This window comes from Nonomuraea sp. NPDC049480, assembly GCF_044465905.1.
In the GTDB taxonomy this organism is placed as follows: domain Bacteria; phylum Actinomycetota; class Actinomycetes; order Streptosporangiales; family Streptosporangiaceae; genus Nonomuraea.
On the sequence record NZ_JBITMD010000021.1, the window covers coordinates 11,744 to 27,158 of the forward strand.

11 protein-coding genes are annotated in these 15,415 nt (G+C 70.4%); 4 read left to right on the forward strand and 7 right to left on the reverse strand.

The window, feature by feature from the left end:
- Positions 1-9: 9 nt before the first annotated feature.
- Complete coding sequence (locus ACIBX3_RS42990) at positions 10-1,611, reverse strand: polysaccharide lyase family 1 protein (protein WP_397126375.1); 1,602 nt, start codon at positions 1,609-1,611, stop codon at positions 10-12.
- A 340-nt stretch (positions 1,612-1,951) separates the two neighbouring features.
- On the opposite strand from ACIBX3_RS42990, the gene ACIBX3_RS42995 reads away from it, so the two are divergent.
- Both ACIBX3_RS42995 and ACIBX3_RS43000 read left to right on the forward strand, forming a co-directional pair.
- Positions 1,952-2,563, forward strand: a complete 612-nt coding sequence (locus tag ACIBX3_RS42995) for a disulfide bond formation protein DsbA (RefSeq protein ID WP_397126376.1) — start codon at positions 1,952-1,954, stop codon at positions 2,561-2,563.
- A gap of 83 nt (positions 2,564-2,646) precedes the next feature.
- Positions 2,647-3,912: an ArsB/NhaD family transporter gene (locus ACIBX3_RS43000; RefSeq protein ID WP_397126543.1), complete on the forward strand. Its 1,266-nt coding sequence runs from the start codon at positions 2,647-2,649 to the stop codon at positions 3,910-3,912.
- On the opposite strand, the gene ACIBX3_RS43005 is transcribed toward ACIBX3_RS43000, so the two are convergent.
- Complete coding sequence (locus ACIBX3_RS43005) at positions 3,905-4,351, reverse strand: nuclear transport factor 2 family protein (RefSeq protein ID WP_397126377.1); 447 nt, start codon at positions 4,349-4,351, stop codon at positions 3,905-3,907. The genes ACIBX3_RS43000 and ACIBX3_RS43005 overlap by 8 nt on opposite strands.
- A gap of 89 nt (positions 4,352-4,440) precedes the next feature.
- On the opposite strand from ACIBX3_RS43005, the gene ACIBX3_RS43010 reads away from it, so the two are divergent.
- Positions 4,441-4,752 (forward strand): TetR family transcriptional regulator C-terminal domain-containing protein, encoded by a 312-nt coding sequence (locus ACIBX3_RS43010; RefSeq protein ID WP_397126378.1) that lies wholly within the window; start codon positions 4,441-4,443, stop codon positions 4,750-4,752.
- Here ACIBX3_RS43010 and ACIBX3_RS43015 read toward each other — a convergent pair.
- From ACIBX3_RS43015 to ACIBX3_RS43025, 3 genes are read right to left on the reverse strand one after another with little or no spacing between them, the layout of a single operon-like run.
- Positions 4,730-6,994 carry a xanthine dehydrogenase family protein molybdopterin-binding subunit gene (locus tag ACIBX3_RS43015; protein ID WP_397126379.1) on the reverse strand — a complete coding sequence of 755 codons (2,265 nt, stop codon included), beginning with the start codon at positions 6,992-6,994 and terminating at the stop codon, positions 4,730-4,732. The genes ACIBX3_RS43010 and ACIBX3_RS43015 overlap by 23 nt on opposite strands.
- The gene (locus ACIBX3_RS43020; RefSeq protein WP_397126380.1) at positions 6,991-7,980 is read right to left on the reverse strand and encodes an FAD binding domain-containing protein; all 990 of its coding nucleotides are present in this window, start codon (positions 7,978-7,980) and stop codon (positions 6,991-6,993) included. The genes ACIBX3_RS43015 and ACIBX3_RS43020 overlap by 4 nt, the downstream gene beginning before the upstream one ends.
- A complete protein-coding gene (locus tag ACIBX3_RS43025; RefSeq protein WP_397126381.1) occupies positions 7,977-8,441 on the reverse strand; it encodes a (2Fe-2S)-binding protein in 465 nt (154 codons plus the stop codon). The genes ACIBX3_RS43020 and ACIBX3_RS43025 overlap by 4 nt, the downstream gene beginning before the upstream one ends.
- Positions 8,442-8,538: 97 nt before the next feature.
- Between ACIBX3_RS43025 and ACIBX3_RS43030 the strand changes: the two genes are divergently transcribed.
- The gene (locus tag ACIBX3_RS43030) at positions 8,539-9,189 is read left to right on the forward strand and encodes a TetR family transcriptional regulator (protein ID WP_397126382.1); all 651 of its coding nucleotides are present in this window, start codon (positions 8,539-8,541) and stop codon (positions 9,187-9,189) included.
- Positions 9,190-9,236: 47 nt separating this feature from the next.
- Here ACIBX3_RS43030 and ACIBX3_RS43035 read toward each other — a convergent pair whose 3' ends face one another.
- Entirely contained in the window at positions 9,237-11,267 is a 2,031-nt protein-coding gene (locus ACIBX3_RS43035; RefSeq protein ID WP_397126383.1) for a sensor histidine kinase, read from the reverse strand.
- Positions 11,268-11,406: 139 nt separating this feature from the next.
- Positions 11,407-15,411 carry an Ig-like domain-containing protein gene (locus ACIBX3_RS43040; RefSeq protein ID WP_397126384.1) on the reverse strand — a complete coding sequence of 1,335 codons (4,005 nt, stop codon included), beginning with the start codon at positions 15,409-15,411 and terminating at the stop codon, positions 11,407-11,409.
- Positions 15,412-15,415 lie beyond the last annotated feature (4 nt).

Genomic DNA, 15,415 nt, shown 5'->3' on the forward strand with positions numbered 1-15,415 from the left:
GAGTCCTCCTCAGATCTTCCCGGTCCCGGAGCCCGCCATGACCGCGGCCTTGACGGAGTTCGGGTCGTCCAGGGTGTAGCCGTAGTAGGTGCCGGGCTCCTGCACGCCGCCGCCGCAGTCGGGCGCTCCGGACTCGTCGGCGAACACGTTGTCACGTGCGACGCACCTGCCGCCCGGCCCGGCGTAGGAGTCGGTCACCGGCTCCTCGACCCGCTCGAAGTAGTTGCCCTCGACGACGCACCCGGCGTTCGCCTGGCAGGCCACGCCGACGTCGGTGTTGTAGACGTAGTAGTTGTTGAACACGTGGACCGGCTCCCCGAACCGCACGCGCGGGTTGCGCTGCGGCGTCCGGTCGAACCAGTTGTGGTGGTACGTGACCTTCAACCGGCCCACGTCCTGCGCGTCGTTGTCGTCGTCGTGGCCGAGCAGCATGGTCTTGGTGTGGTCGTGAACGTGGTTCCACGACACGGTGACGTACGACGACCCGCGCTTGACGTCGACCAGCCCGTCGTAGCCGTCGGCCAGGTCGTTGTGGTCGATCCAGACGTGGTGGCTGAACATCTGGATGTTGATCGAGTCGTCGGTGGCGTTCCTGAAGACGAGGTTGCGGACGATCACGTTGTGCACGGCGTCCGGGGGCGGCGACGTGATCGAGTCGTCTGCTGCCAGTCCGATGTTGAGCCCGCCCCCGGTGATGCCGGACGCGGCGCCGACGCCGGCGATCGTCTTGTCGGAGGCGACGTTGTGCATGCCGGCCGGAACCGTGATCATCCCGCGGACGCAGATGTTCAGCGGGCCGCTCTGGCCGATCGCGGCGATCAGCTCGCTTGCCGTGTCGACCTCGACGGTCGGGCCGCCGGCGCCGCCCGTGGTGCCGTTCTGGCCCCAGGCGTCGACGGAGGCGAAGCCGGTGGGTGTGCCCGACGTGTTGCAGGTGCCGGGCGGGATCGTGGGAGTGGTCGGCGGGTCCGTCGGACCGCCCGTGTCCGTCACCAGCACGTCGTCGAACGAGGCGCCGGCGTAGTAGCCGGCCAGGCCGGCCCGGCCGGAGCCGAAGGACGTGTCCGTGGCGGAGACGACCTGCACGTTGTCCACGAAACCGCGCAGGGTCGAGCCGAACGCCTCGAGGCGGAGGGTGTACCAGGTGCCGGGGGTCACGCCGGCCGCGGCGGTGGCGAGCGTGGCCGGGGCGCCGCCGGTCCTCTTGCCGAGGACGACCGTTCCGGCGTTGCTCAACCCGAGGAAGTAGTAGCTGCTGGTGCTCTGCGCCCTGGCCAGCACCGCGACGTGCCGGCCTGCGCCGTTGAACGCGATCGGCTTGACCCGCGCCTGCACCGCCTGGTCGCCCCATCCGGCCCCGGCCACCGCGCGGGCGTCCGCGCTGGTGCCGGACTGCCGGTACGCGCTGGAGCCGTCGGTCACCACCGACCAGCTCCCACCGGACCTCGACCAGCCCGTGGCGTTCCCGTCCTCGAAGTCGTCGCCGAACAGCGTCGCGGCCGACGCGCTGGACACACCCAGCAGCACCAGCGCCGCGGCCGTCGCGGTGGCGACGGCCGCGGCGAGCGCGGCCAGTGCTAAGCGGGTTTTCCGTGCTCTTCTGCTGCGCACCTTGATGCCTCCGGTGGTGATGGCGACCGGGCGCGCCCCGCTGTGCTCTCGCGAGCGAAGGTCCGCGTCCGTTCGCAGTGCTGGTGGCAAGCCGTGACCATGGGACCCGTGAGATGAACGGGTTCCTCACTGCGTGTGGTGTTGCGCGTAAACTCGCGAGCTTCACACCTTTATGCAACCGATTGTTAGGCGAGTCAATGCGTTCGGTGTGCAGTTTTGTTGCAATCGATTGCTGCAACTGATCCGCTTCTTCGCCGTCGCAGGAGGTGCACCGTTACAAAGGCCGAGGTACAGATCGTGCAAGCGATTGTAGAAACAGCCCTGGACTAGTGTGGTGATCATGAGTGGCGACGTGGTGGTGGACTTCTGGTTCGATCCGTCCTGTCCCTACACCTGGCTCACCTCCCGGTGGCTGCTGGAGGTGAGCCAGGTACGGCCGGTCGAGGTGCGGTGGCGCGTGATGAGCCTGTCGGTGCTCAACGAGGGGCGGGACGACGATCCCGAAGGCGACCCCGAAGGGTATCTGTGGATCCCGGTCCGCATCTGCGCGGCCGTGAAACGCGATCACGGGCAGGAGGCGCTGGGCCGGCTGTACACAGCCCTGTGGACGACCGGCACCGGTGACTGGATCGGGGATCTACGCGAGGCACTGGCCACTGCCGGGCTGCCGGTGGAGCTGGCCGAGGCCGGGATGTCCACGGACTACGACGACGTCGTACGGGCCTCGCACGCCGAGGGCATCGGGCTCATCGGCGATCACGTGGGAACCCCGGTCGTCTCGGTGGACGGCGGGCGGGTGGTGTTCTTCGGGCCGGTGGTGTCGCGTGTTCCGCGCGGGGAGGAGGCCGGGCGCCTCTGGGACGGGACGTTGCTGGTGGCCGGCACCCCGGGCTTCCACGAACTCAAGGGCAAGCCGCACGAGGAGCCCCTGCTGGAACGCGACGACGCTTGATAGGTTTGGCGGCGGATGCGCCGTAAGTCTGAATCGGCGGTCCCCGCGCTGATTCTGGAGCTGGCTTGACGGTTACGGCCTGGATGGCGGTGGCCGCCTTTCTCGCGGCGTACACGCTGATCGCCACCGAGAAGGTGCACCGGGTGGCGGCGGCGCTCGGCGGGGCCGGGATCATGCTGCTGATCCACGCCACCGACGCCGGCGCCGCGTTCTTCGACGAGCACTCGGGCATCGACTGGAACGTCATCTTCCTGCTGCTCGGGATGATGATCATCGTCGGAGTGCTGAAACAGACCGGGCTCTTCGAGTACCTCGCCATCTGGGCCGCCAAGCGGGCCAGAGGGCGGCCGTTCCGGCTCATGGCGCTGCTGATCGTGATCACGGCGTCCGCGTCGGCGCTGCTCGACAACGTCACCACCGTGCTGCTGATCGCGCCGGTGACGTTCCTGGTCTGCGAGCGGCTCCTGTTCCCCGTCGCGCCCTTCCTGATCGCCGAGGTCATGGCATCCAACATCGGCGGCGCCGCCACGCTGGTCGGCGACCCACCGAACATCATCATCGCCAGCCGGGGCGGCCTGACCTTCAACGACTTCCTCATCCACATGGCGCCGCTGATCATCGTGCTGGTGGCGGTGTTCATCGGGTTGTGCCGGTGGTTGTTCAGAAAGTCGTTCACCTACGATCCGGACCGCGCCGCGGAGATCATGACGCTGAACGAGCGGGAGGCCATCGCCGACCGCCGGCTGCTCTGGCAGTCGCTGGCCGTGCTGGCGCTGGTCATGGTGGCGTTCGTGCTGCATCCGGTGCTGCACTACGGGCCGTCGGTCGTGGCGCTGCTCGGGGCCGGGGTGCTGGTGGCGGCGACCAAGGTGACGACCGAGGAGGCCATCGCCGAGGTCGAGTGGCCGACCCTGGTGTTCTTCGCCGGGCTGTTCGTGATGGTCGGGGCGCTGGTGGAGACCGGGGTGATCCGGCAGATCTCGGAGGCCGCGGCGCAGGCCACGCACGGGCAGCTGGCGTTGACGACGATGCTGCTGCTGTGGGCCTCGACGGGGTTGTCGGCCGTCATCGACAACATCCCGTACGTCGCCACCATGAGCCCGATCGTCGCGGACCTGGTCCATGCCAACGACGGAGCACAGGTGCTGTGGTGGGCCCTGGCCATCGGCGCCGACCTGGGCGGCAACGCCACGGCGGTCGGGGCGGCGGCCAACGTGGTGATCATCGGCATCGCCGCGCGCAACGGCACCCCGATCAGCTTCTGGCAGTTCACCAGGTACGGCGTCGTGGTGACGCTGGTGACCGTCGCGTTGTCCGTGCCGTACCTGTGGCTGCGTTACCTCATCTGAGCGGCAGTTCCTCCGGCCCGCTGCGCGGTCCGAAGATCCGGCGCTCGGTCTCGTCGATGGGCACGTCGTTGATGCTCGCCTCCCTGCGCCGCATCAGCCCGGACTCGTCGAACTCCCACTGCTCGTTGCCGTAGCTGCGCCACCACTGGCCGGAGGCGTCGCGGGACTCGTACTGGAAGCGGACCGCGATGCGGTTGCCGAGCACCGCCCACAGCTCCTTGCGCAGCGCGTAGTCCAGCTCCCTGTCCCACTTGCGGCGCAGGAACTCCCTGATCTCGTCGCGGCCCTTCAGGAACTCGTGGCGGTTGCGCCAGACGGAGTCCTCGGTGTACGCCATCGCGACGCGGTCCGGGTCGCGCGTGTTCCAGGCGTCCTCGGCGGCCTGGACCTTGATGCGGGCGGTCTCCTCGGTGAACGGCGGGACGGGCGGGCGGGTCATGGGGCAGCCTCCTCGACGGGCGGAGAACGGGCGTTCTCCCGATAGCCTAGAAAACCTTCGTCGCGGAGCGGCCCGACCAGGTGACCGCCGTGTTCGAGTGGCTGGAGCGGTGGTTCGGCGAGGACGACTTCCGCGGCTGCGGCTTCGTCAACGCGCACGCGGAGCTGGGTGCCACGTCGGAGGCCGTGCGGGACGTGGTGGAGCGGCACAAGCAGCGGTTGCGCGACTACCTGCGCGGGCTCGTGGCCGAGGCGGACGATCCCGGCCTGCTCGCCGAGCAGCTGCTCGTGCTCGTCGACGGGGCCACCGTCACCGCCATGGTGAACCCGCGAGGCGCGGCGACGGCGGCGCGGGCGGCAGCCCAGGCCGCCGCCTGTCTCACAGCAGCTTGTCGAGGGTGATGGGCAGGTCGAGGACCCGTTTGCCGGTGGCGTGCCGGACGGCGTTCGCGACGGCGGCGGCGGCCCCGGTGATGCTGACCTCGCCCACGCCGATCAGTCCCAGCGGCATGGTCGGGTCCGGGTCGTCGAGGCAGTGCACGTCGATGTGGGGGATGTCGGCGTGCACGGGCACGTGGTATTCGGACAGGCTCGCGTTCATGATCCGGCCGGTCCGGGGATCGACCAGCGTCTCCTCCGACAACCCCAGGCCGATGCCCATCACGATGCCGCCCCGCAGTTGCGACGCCACGGTCTTGGCGTTGATCACCCGGCCGACGTCGAACACGCCGACCCAGCGCGACACCCGCACCTCACCGGTGTCCCGATCGACCCGCACCTCGCAGAACTGCGCCCCGCACGCCGCCTTCACCCAGCGGCGCTGGTCGTTCAGCAGCTTCGGCAGGAACTTGACCAGGCTCGACTTGATCTCGGCCTCCAGGTGGCCGCGGCCCGCCCTGGCCAGGATCTCCGCGTACGTCTCGCCGACGCCGCCGTGGTAGAGCCCGCCGTCGCGGGCCTCCAGGTCATCAAGCTTGCGGCCCCGTAGCGGCGATTCGGGCGAGCGCCGGGCCAGGGTGAGCGCGGACTTCTTCAGCTTGCGGCAGGCGGCCAGCACGCCCGCGGCGACGCTGGCGGTCTGCGCCGAGCCGCCCGCGCCAGGGCCCACGGGCATGTCCGAGTCGCCGTACTCCACGCGTACCGACTCCAGCGGCACGCCCAGCTCGTCGGCGGCGATCTGCGCCTGCACGGTGGCCGCGCCCACGCCGACCTCGGCCAGGCCGCACCGCACCACGACCGCGCCGTCGGCGGACACCCGCACGACGGCGCCCGCGGGCTGATAGAGAGCCGGGAAGTACGCGGTCGCGACCCCCATGCCGACCAGCCAACGCCCGTCCCGCATGGAGCCGGGCCGCGGGTCACGCTCGCGCCAGCCGAACCGCTCGGCCCCCAGCGCGTACGCCTCGCGCAGCATCCGGTGCGCGAACCTCTTCTTGCCGCCCAGCGGGTCGCGCGCGGGCTCGTTGCGCATCCGCAGCTCGATCGGGTCCATGCCCAGCTCGCAGGCCAGCTCGTCCACGGCCGACTCCACGGCGAAGGTGCCGATGGACTCGCCCGGTGCCCGCATCCACGTGTTGGCGAGCAGGTCGAGCCGGACGAGGTTCTGGCGCAGGTGGATGTTCTGGGCGTCGTACAGGTGCCGCGTGCCGGAGGTGATCTGCTCCTCCCAGCCGCCCACCCGTCCGACTCTGGCCACGCTGGTGTGGATGAGCGCGGTCAGCCGGCCGTCCGCGTCCGCGCCGAGCGCGACCCGCTGCGCGCTGGGGGTGCGGCCGCCGACCGTGTGGTAGACGCCGGCGCGGGTGAGCGCCAGGCGCACCGGCCGGCCGGTCGCCCGCGCGGCCAGCACGGCGAGCAGCGTCCCGGCCCAGACCGACCCCTTGCCGCCGAACCCGCCGCCCACGTAGGGCGACAACACGCGGATGCCCTGCTCGGGAACGTCGAACCGGAGCGCGAGGTGCTTGCGCAGCCACACGATGTTCTGCGTGCCCTCGTGCACGGTCAGGCGGTCGCCGTCCCACACGGCGGTCGTCGCGTGCGGCTCGATCGCGTTGTGAGCGTGCGGCGGCGTGGTGAAACGCAGGTCCACCGAGAACGGCGCGACCGCCAGCGCGGCCTTCGCGTCGCCCTTGTCGGCCGTGGCCGGCAGCAGCATGTTGCCCTTCTGCGGCGTCGCGTTCGGCTCCTCGGGCGCGAAGTCGACCACGGCGGGCAACTCCTGGTACGCGGGCCGCACCAGCGACGCCGCGTGCCGGGCTGTCTCCGGCGTCTCGGCGACCACGACCGCCACCGGCTGGCCGTTCCAGTGGACCTCGTCGGTGGCCAGGTAGTTGACCGACGTCCCGGTGGCCATCGAGCTGAGATTCAGGAAGCTGAACTTGGGTGGGGGCTTCATGGCGGGGGCGTTCTCGTGGGTGAGCACGTCGATCACGCCGGGCACGGCGCGGGCGGCCGCCGTGTCGATGGCCGTGATGCGGCCCCGGGCGATCGTCGCGTGGACCAGGGCGGCGTAGGCGAGGTTCGGATAGCGGTGCTCGGCCGCGTAACGGGCCTCGCCGGTGGTCTTGGCCCGGCCGTCCAGCCGGTCGATCGGCCGGCCGACGTATTTCGTCCCGGTCTCGCGCTCGATCTCGGTCGTGGTCATTCCGCTCCCCCTCCGGTGGTCAGCTCGCGCAGCGTGGCCACGATCGTGGCGCGGGCCAGGCCGGCCTTGAAGGCGTTGCCCGGCCGTACGGTCGCGGGCGCCAGCTCGGCCTCGGCCGCGCGGCGGAACGCCTCCTCCGTGATCGGCCCGCCGCGCAGAATCCGCTCGGCCTCCCGCGCCCGCCAGGGCGTGGTCGCGACGCCGCCCAGCGCCAGCCGGACATCGCTGATCGACCCGTCCCGCACCTCCACCGCGGCGGCCACGGAGACCAGGGCGAACGCGTACGACGCCCGGTCGCGGACCTTGCGGTAGCGCGAGTGGGCCGGGGCCTCCGGCAGCTCGACGGCCGTGATGAGCTCGTCGGCCGCGAGCACGGTCTCGACGTGCGGCGTGTCGCCGGGCGGCCGGTGGAAGTCCGCCAGCGGGATCCGCCGGGTGCCGCGCACGCTGCGTGCCTCGACCACCGCCTCCAGGGCGACCAGGGCCACGCACATGTCCGACGGATGCGTGGCGATGCAGCTCTCGCTCACGCCCAGGATCGCGTGCGAGCGGTTGAGCCCGCCCAGCGCGTCGCAGCCGGCGCCCGGCTCGCGCTTGTTGCAGGCCGACGCCTGGTCGTAGAAGTACGGGCAGCGGGTGCGCTGCAGCAGGTTGCCGCCCACCGTGGCCATGTTGCGCAGCTGCGCCGAGGCGCCGGCCAGGATCGCCTGCGATAGCACCGGGTAGCGGGCGCGGACCAGGTGATCGGCGGCCAGGGTGCTGTTGCGGACCAGCGCGCCGATCCGGAGACCGCCGCCGGGCAGCGCGGTCACCTCGTCGAGCGGCAGCCCGGTGACGTCCACGACCGTGTACGGCCGCTCGATGCCCTCGCGCATGAGGTCCACCAGGTTGGTTCCGCCGCCGAGGAACTTGGCGCCGGAATCGGCGGCCACCGCCTGCACGGCCCCGTCGACGTCGGACGGCTTGACGTACGCGAACGGTCTCATCCGGCCACTTCCTTGATCGCGTCCACGATGCCGTTGTAGGCGCCGCAGCGGCACAGGTTGCCGCTCATCCGCTCCCTGATCTCGGCCTCGGTGAGCGCTGGGTCGCCCTCGGACACCACGCTCGGCATGCCCGCCGCGTATTCGTCCAGCATGGCGATCGCCGAGCAGATCTGACCCGAGGTGCAGTAGCCGCACTGGAACCCGTCGTGGCGGATGAACGCCTCCTGCAGCGGGTGCGGGCCGACGCCCTCGATCGTGGTGATCTCCTTGTCCGCGTACTGGACGGCCAGGGCCAGGCACGCGTTGATCCGCACGCCGTCGGCGAGGACCGTGCACGCGCCGCAGGCGCCCTGGTCGCAGCCCTTCTTCGGGCCGGTCACCCCCAGGCGCTCGCGGAGCGCGTCGAGCAGGCTGACCCAGGGCTCGACGTCGAGCTTCTCATCGGTGCCGTTCACTCGCATCCGTATCTCCGTCACACCACGGGACGCTAACAGAACGGTGTCCACTTAACAAGAGAACGGTGTTCTTTTAGCTCGGGAGCCGTATGCTGGCAACGAGATGACGAGATCGGCATTCCTCAGGGCCCGGCGGCCCGAGCACAAGCAGCAGCGGCGCGAGGCGATCCTCGATGCCGCGCGCGAGCTCGCCGTCGCCTCGGGCGTGCGCACCGTCAGCCTGGGCGCGGTCGCGGAGGCCGTCGGCCTGGCCAAGTCCAACATCGCGCGCTATTTCGGCACCAAGGAGGAGATCTACCTCCACCTGGCCGCCGAGGAGGGGCAGCGCTGCGCGGAGGCGGTCGCCGAGCGGCTGCGGGAGGTCACCGGCACGGCCGGCGCGGTGACGGCGCTGGCGGAGACGCTGGCCGAGCGGCGGCTGTTCTGTGACCTCCTCAGCCACCTCTCGACCAGCTTGGAGCACAACGTGTCGGTGCCGGCGGCACGCGCCTACAAGCGGGCCGTGCACAGCCAGCTCGCTGATCTGGGCAAGCGGGTCGCCGACGTCACGGACCTGACGGAGAGCGAGGGCGTGGAGCTCGTCACGGCCGGCGTCGCCATGGCCGGCCTGCTCTATCCCGTCGTCAACCCGCCCCCGACCATCGTCCAGGTCTACGCCGAGGATCCGGACCTCGCCGCCACACGCCTGCCCTTCGTGCCCACGCTGGTCCGCATGCTCAGCGCGATCGCCGCCGGCCTGCCGACGCTCCGCTGACCCAGGCGCCTCAGGGCGGTGACATCCGCCGTTCTTCGCGGCGGTGCTCAGGTCAGCGCCTCGGCCGGCGCGGTCAGGAGCGGGAACATGACCTCCACGCGGGTGCCGTCGCCCGGCTCACCGCCGATCACGCAGATCCCGCCCAGCTCGGCCGCCCGCTCACGCATCGAGCCCAGGCCGACGCCCGCGCGGTACGACTCGGGGATCCCCTTGCCGTCGTCGCTGATCAAGACGCGGAGCATCGACCGCTCCCGCTGGAGCACGATCCGGGCGAGGGATGCCGCGGCGTGCTTGCGGATGTTGGTGAGGGCTTCCTGGACGATCCGGTAGACCGCCACCTCGACGGCCGCGGGCAGGTCCCGCAGGTTGCCCTCGACCTCGACCCGGACCTCGGTGTCCGGTGAGGACTGCCCGGCCAGCTCGCGTACCGCCCGCGCCAGGCCCAGGTCGTCGAGCGCGGGCGGGCGCAGGCCGTACACGAGCTCGCGGATGTCGTTCGTGACGGCGCTCATGCCCGAGTGCAGCTCCCCGAGCAGGGAATCGGCCGACTCCGGGGAGCTCTTCAGGCTGAGGCGGGCCATGTTGATGGTCATGGCCATGGCGGAGAGGGTCTGGCCGAGCCCGTCGTGCAGGTCGCGGCGCAGGCGGCGGCGCTCCTCCTCCCTGGTGGTCAGGATGCGCTCGCGGGAGCGCTGCAGGTCGGCGGCCATTCGGACGGCGTGGGCCACGTCGGCGGCGTACGGGGTCAGCGTGGCCAGCACACGCTCGTTGTGCGCGGCCGGGAAGCGGCGGCGCGGCCCCGGCGGGCCGACGAGCAGGCGGCCGACACGTTCCCCGTGCCAGACCAGCGGCACCTCGCGGGGCTGGTCGCCGACCCGGCCGTTCTCGACGTAGCGGGGCTCGCCGTCGGTCACCTCGACGGCCACGCCGTCGACCGCCAGCCCGTCGCGCAGCACGCTCACCACCGAGGTCAGCGCCTTGGCCGGGTCGCCGCGGCGCACCGCCTGGGTGAGCCGCTCGGCGAGCACGCCGGGATCGCCGACGGCGCCGTACAGCATGCGGTCGATGACCCGCTGGAGCGTCCGCCGCATCGGCTGGAAGAACCCGCCCGCGAACAACGCGGCCGCGATTCCGGCGATCTTGCCGTAGTCGGCGACCAGCAGGCTCGACAGGGTGCCGACGCCGAAGTAGACCGCGCTGACCGCGGCCACCAGCCCCGCCGCCACGAACGCCCGGCTGATCACCGTGTCGATCCCGAACAACCGGTAACGCATCACCGAGAACGCCACCGCGAACGGGATGGCCGCCGCCCAGGCGATCGCCGGCCACATGAGTACCGGCACGAATGCGCCCGAGATCAGGAACACGATGTAGCCGCAGAACGCCAGCAGCGGCCACCCGATCTGCCGCCGCCCGGCCGAGTCGGCCCGCCGCATCCGCACTGCCAGCGACAGCGCCGCCAGCGCCATCCCCGTGTAGATGGCCGTCCAGCCGGCCACGAACATGGCCCCGGTGTACGGGGTCATCGCGGGAATCTGCAGCGGGTTGGGGATGATCTCGGGGAACGGGTAGCCCGCGAGGGGCGGGGGCTCCTTGAACGTGCTGCGCAGCAGCACGGTCGTCATGCCGGCGCAGCCCAGCACCAGGGCGGCCCGCCAGCGCCGGGAGGGCAGGCGGCCGTCCGGCGAGTACAGCGGCAACAGCATCGTGAGCGTCACCCCGCACACCGCCCACCCGAGATTGGCCGGCAGCCGCAGCCACCCCGCGGCGTCGAGGTCCCCGCCGGCAGCGGTGCGGAACATCAGCGCGCTCGAGAAGTCGCTCACGGCGGCCGCGAGACCGCCGACGCTCATGAGCCACGCCATGTTCAGCCGGGGCCGGTGGAAGATCAGGAACGCGCCGACCGCGGGAAAGGTCAGAGTGACGGCGGACTGCGGGCTGAGCGTCCGCCCCGGCGCCCACTCCGGCGGCAGCCCGGCCCAGATCAGCATCGCCGAGACGGCGAGCACCGGCGACGCCACGGCCATGGCCACGGCGACGACCCGCACCACCGTGACCGCACGCACGTTCGCTGACATTTACCCCGCCTTTCCCGAATTGCACTGATTATGACGCTCACACCATCGGTCAGGTTGAACGCGGGGCGTCATGGGAATGCGGGGATGGGGCATGCCGGGCCGGGGCCCCCGCCCAGAGGAGTGGCGGGGGCCCCGGGTCTCATTGGACGGTCACCGTGGCCTTCGCGGCGACAGTCGTGCCCTGGACCTGGCCGGTCACGGTGAAGGTGCCCGGCTGGGCGTACTTGTCAGGGCTGATCTCCTCCCAGGTGACGGCCACCGAGCTGTCCTTCGACCCGTCGTTGTACGTCGCCACGACGGTCTTCGGCAGTGCGGGGGCCACGCCGGCCCGGGTCGTGACCGCCTCCTCGGCGATCGAGGTGATGGTCACGGCCGCGGTGGTGCGGACGTACACCGTGGCCTGGACGGGCTGGCGGACGCCCTCGGCGATCCCGGCGACGGTGAAACTGGTGCCGCCGGTCTTCACCTGGTCGGGCATCACCTGCTGCCAGGTGACGCCGGCGGAGCTGCGGGTCCCGTCCGCGTACAGGGTCTCCACGGTGGCCGGCAGCTTCGGCAGCGTGTCGACCAGGGTGGAGACGTGCACGGGCCGCACCGAGTCCGGCGGGACCTCGTACGTCTTGACCTCCAGCAGCCCGACCGACGCCCCGCCGGCCTCGAGCTGGACGCGCAGCCGCGAGGTCGTGACGGCGTCGAACGAGACCGTGTTGTAGGCGTCCACGGTGTTCGGGTAGGAGGCGACGCCGGTGACGTCCTCGAAGGAGTCGCCGTCCCACTGCTGGATCTTCCACGAGGCCGGCAGGCGCACGCCGCCGCCGTCGTCGAAGAAGTACACGTCGGCCTTGTTCACCCGCACCGGCGCCGGCCATTCGAGCTGCACCCACTGCGTGCCCTGCTGCGGCCAGGTGCCCCAGCGCGGGTTGGCGCCGTCGTTGGAGCGCGGCGGGTCGATGCCGTCGTTGATCCCGGTGACCCGCTCCCACGGCGAGGTGTACGAGGCCGTCGGCGTGGCCTTGGGCGCCACGTTCACCTGCTCGGCCTGGGCCGTGGCGGTGACGTGCACGGTCGCGGTGGTGGTCTTCGCGCCGTCCGTGGCGGTGAGCTTCAGCCGGTACGCGCCCGCCTCGGAGAACGCGACCACCGTGCTCATGCCCGTCGGGTCGGTGAAGAACGCCTCGCCGGGCCCGTCGACCTGGGTCCACTGGGTGGTGAGCCTGCCCGACGGCAGCGCGTCGTCCTTGACCACCGCGTCGATCCTGACCTGCCCGGGGCGGTTGAAGGCGGGATCGATCACGGCCACCACAGACGGCGCCCGGTTGCCGGCCGAGCCGGCGCCCGCGCCCGTCCGGTACGCCTGCACCTCCTTCAACCCCGTGGCGTAGCCGGGCCGGTGCGTGACCAGCACCCGCAGCTTCTGCGCCCTGATGGACGGGAAACGGACCTCGTTGAGGTTCGCCCGCGGATAGACCGGTTGATGCGCCTGCCTGGGCACGTCCTTCCACGTGTCGCCGTCGAGATACTGCACCGAGTAGAAGGAGGGCTCGTAGTAGCCGGCCGCCTTGCGGTCGTTGTAGAAGTACAACTTCAGCCGGTCCACGACCTGGGCCGAGCCGAGGTCTACCTCCAGCCAGTCCTGGGCCTTGCCGGAGCCCTTGCTCCCCCAGTACGGCTCGTTGATCGTGAACCCGTCCACCGCGCCGGCCGGGTCGCCGTGCGAGGCGGTGGCGGACTTGACCAGGTTGGAGCGGGTGGAGCGCAGGTCCACGCCGGCCTTCTGGAACAGGTCCTCGACACGATCACCTTCCAGCTGGACCTGGACCGGCGCCTTCATCGAGGAGGCCTTCTCGGCGTGCACGACCTGACCGCCCTCGACCTTGCCCGTGGCCGGGTCCCAGACGGCGTGCGCCAGCCCGGACAGGGTGACCTTGCGCTTGCCGTCGATCAGGATCGAGTACCCCTCGGGCACCCCCTTGTAGTGCGTGGTCCCGTCGCCCGGCTTGTCCCAGACGATGGTCAGGTCATTGCCCCGGTAGTTGACGCCGTTGACGGTGAAGTGGTCCCAGCCGATGTCCACCGGCCACAGCTCGACCTTGCCGTCCGAGCGCGGGCGCAGGCCCATGACGTCCTCGATGACCGTCCAGTTGCTGCTGCCCAGGATCGTGTGGTGGATCCAGGAGCGGTAACCGATGGTCTTGGTGGCCTGGTTCCAGTCGGCCCAGAACTCGTTGGCGTCGGGGTAGCGGGTGTCGCCGCCGACGTACTGCGACCAGGCGTTCCAGTAGAGCAGCTGCTTGTACTGGTCGGCGGTGATGTACGGCGTCTGGTACTCGCGGATCGCCTTGGAGAAGAACGCGAAGTTACGCGTCGAGTTGATCTGCGAGAAGTTGTTCGACCCCGGGTTCCCGGCCTCGGCCGCCTCCGCCTTGTCCTTCTGGTTGGCGGTGTACGCCGGGAAGATCGGGTATTCCGCAGGATCGGCCCACAACCGCAGCGCCTCCCGGTATTTCGGGTCGTCGGTGGGGACGAGGCCGGTGGCGTACGGGATGTAGTTGTTCGACTCCTTCCACGGGATCAGGTTGCCCGTCTGCAGGTCGCGGTGCTTGAACAGCTTGTTCTGCTCGTCCCAGAGCAGCGTCAGGATACCGTTCTTGACCTTGTCGGCCGCGCCGCGCATCTCGGCGGCCTTCGCCTGGTCACCGGCCAGTTCGTACGCCTGCGCCGCCGCCATCGCGTTGGCGTAGACGTAGGAGCCTTCCAGCCGCTCGTTGGCCCGCTCGTAGTAGTGGAACGACACGGCGTCGGCGTCGTTGCCGGTCATGTACTCCCGGTCGTACTCGATGACGCCGTTCTTGTTGGAGTCGTAGGCGTTGAGCTGGCCGTAGACGTCCTTCTCGGCGTAGCGGGCGAGGTTGCGCAGGATCTGCGGCTGCCCGCCGTGGATCTGGTAGCTCTCCAGCGCCGCCGCCGAGATGTACTGCGTGTAGCTGTTCGACCAGTTCTCCGGGTCGCCCGGGTTGTCGGTGTACTTGGAGTTGCGCGAGACCTCGCCCGCCGACACCCACGGCCCGTACGAGTAGATCGGGTCGCGCAGGTACTTCAGGTCCTGCACGAACATCGGCACGGTCAGCACGATCGCGTTGTTGTAGCCCAGCGCGCCCTCCACCGACGTCGGGAACTGGTAGTCGTTCCCGGGGATGTCGGCGTCGAGGAAGTTGAAGCGCATCAGCCACCAGCGGTAGTAGACGAACTTCTTGATGTTCTCGTCGGGCACGTCGATGTAGGGGACGTTCTCCGCCCACCAGGCGTTGTAGTCCTGCATCTGCCGCCGCAGCGCCTTCTCCGCCGAGCGGCCCTTGTAGCCGTCGTACTCGGACCGCGACTCCGGCAGTTCCTCGGTGACGAAGCCCATCTGGACCTTGGTCCGCACGGTCTTGCCCGGCTCGACGGTGAGCGAGCCCTTGAGCGTGCCGTCCGCGACCTTCAGCCCGTCACCGCTGAGCCTCGGGAAGATCGTGGTCAGCCTGTTCTTGGCGAACACCGCGCCGGTCAGCTCGCGGTCGCCGTCGGCCGTCTTGGTGTAGGGCGAGGTGACCGTGATCGGCACCGACTTCGCCGCCGACCCGGTGTTGGTGATCTCCAAGGTCGTGACGGCCACGTTCTCGTGCGTGATGAACTTCTTCACGCCGACCGACAGCCCGTCGCCGGCGTACCGGCCGGACCAGTGGCTGGGCATCTGCAGCCGCTTGGACACGTCCTCGGCCAGGTCGGTCCCGAACGAGATCGTGTACGCGTCCCGGTTGTCGATGCTCTCCCAGTACGCCACGAACCCGCCGAACCCGATCTTCCTCGGGTCGTGCTCCTTCATGAACAGCGCCCGCCCGCGCGTCATCAACCACGGGCCCGCCGGGTCGTCGCCCGGCCGGGCCAGCATGCGGTCGATCCAGTACGAGTCGCCGCCCTTCTCCTTCTTGTAGATCTCCTCCATCATCTTGCGCGGGTGGTAGCCCACGGGCTCGTCGGGCACGGGGTCGCCGCCCGTGAACACCGGCATGCCCACATCGTCCACCGCCGCCGCAGGCGCGGGTAACGCGGCGAGCGAGGCTGTGAGCGCTAACACCGCCAAGCAGGTCAGCTTCTTCCGCATGGGT